This window comes from Amycolatopsis sp. TRM77291, from assembly GCF_054166285.1.
The window spans coordinates 1-1643 of the sequence record NZ_JBSZHF010000019.1 but is presented as its reverse complement, the minus strand read 5'-3'; the positions used below and the strand labels follow the sequence as shown (position 1 = coordinate 1643).

1 protein-coding gene is annotated in these 1643 nt (G+C 52.5%); it reads right to left on the bottom strand.

Annotated features, from left to right (window positions below):
• Window positions 1-433 precede the first annotated feature (433 nt).
• On the bottom strand, window positions 434-1643 hold a 1210-nt coding region (locus ACXIZN_RS43145), incomplete at its 5' end, for a transposase domain-containing protein (protein ID WP_457960773.1).

Below are 1643 nucleotides of genomic sequence, written 5' to 3'. Positions count from 1 at the left end.
GTGGACTCCAACGTCAAAGGGCGAAAAACCGTCTATCAGGGCGATGGCCCACTACGTGAACCATCACCCTAATCAAGTTTTTTGGGGTCGAGGTGCCGTAAAGCACTAAATCGGAACCCTAAAGGGAGCCCCCGATTTAGAGCTTGACGGGGAAAGCCGGCGAACGTGGCGAGAAAGGAAGGGAAGAAAGCGAAAGGAGCGGGCGCTAGGGCGCTGGCAAGTGTAGCGGTCACGCTGCGCGTAACCACCACACCCGCCGCGCTTAATGCGCCGCTACAGGGCGCGTCCCATTCGCCAATCCGGATATAGTTCCTCCTTTCAGCAAAAAACCCCTCAAGACCCGTTTAGAGGCCCCAAGGGGTTATGCTAGTTATTGCTCAGCGGTGGCAGCAGCCAACTCAGCTTCCTTTCGGGCTTTGTTAGCAGCCGGATCTCAGTGGTGGTGGTGGTGGTGCTCGAGGTTCTGTTCCAGAATATCCAGCGAATGATTCAGATATTCATCACGCTCAGTTTCGTATTCATCATCACGCTCCTGATTCTTCACCCGTTCCGTATTACCGGAAGGCCGGAAAATACCAACAATTCGTGATTCTGGTGCTGCTGGTTCGGCTATCTGCGGCAGCAGTTCAGCAACTTCCAGCGCGTCCATTTGTTTCTGCGCCTTAATGGCTGCTTTCGTCGCAGATTTCAGTTGTTTCTGGCGGCGGCGATATTCACGGCCTGCCGCAGCATCATTAAATGCAACAGGTGCCAGACATTCCGCTTCACAGATAAACCGACCGTCCAGGGTGTAGCAATAAACCGTGCTGTGTAGCTGCTGCGGATCAAACCTGACCACAACTTTTTTCACGCCGGCATTCATTAATGCCATGTTGTAATAAACGTTTTTCGCGCCTTTAAGGGAGCCGCCAACTTTAAGCGTAAACTCGCCTTTGCGTGAAACGTTCACCGCCTCGGCAGGCAGTAACAGCATCCGTTTTTGTTCTTCGGTTGGCTTACGCACAATCGTTCTGGCGTATTCACGCTCGAAAACATCATCAAACGAGAGTTTGCCCCCGCACATTTCTGTTTCACGGCCTGTTCTGGCATTGAACATCGCCACACCTTCGGCAAGGGTTTTCAGAAACAGCTCTGCATCAACAGCGCGGTCGCCATAGTTATCAGGTTTTGCCTGCGGATTTGGCCCCGTATATGCGCCAGCCAGTGCCGGATGCTTATCAACGTATTCCTCAAGCCCACCAACACCGAAAGCACGTTCAACAGGTTTTGCCTGGCCCCAGCCTTTACCGGCAACAACGCTTGTCCAGTGCATTTTCGCCCCCATCAGTAAAAACAGTCCTTTTGGATCGTCCTCTTTTACCTTAAAGCGGTAGCGATTGGGCGCGCCTCCCGTCAGCCATTTATTCGCAGCACCACGGGTGTTATCAATGGTGATGTGAAAATCCTCCGGGATACCGTAGCGAGTCACAACATCCATGAACGAGAGGCGAATTGAATCAATGTTCTCGCTCACATCGCAGCGCCAGCCCAGAATTTTTCGGGTTTTCACATCCTGCCAGAACCATGTTTTCGGACGGATCACATCACCGTTAAACCAGCGTACAAAGACGTTATGCAGATAACCGTCGCCGTTGATCCACTGC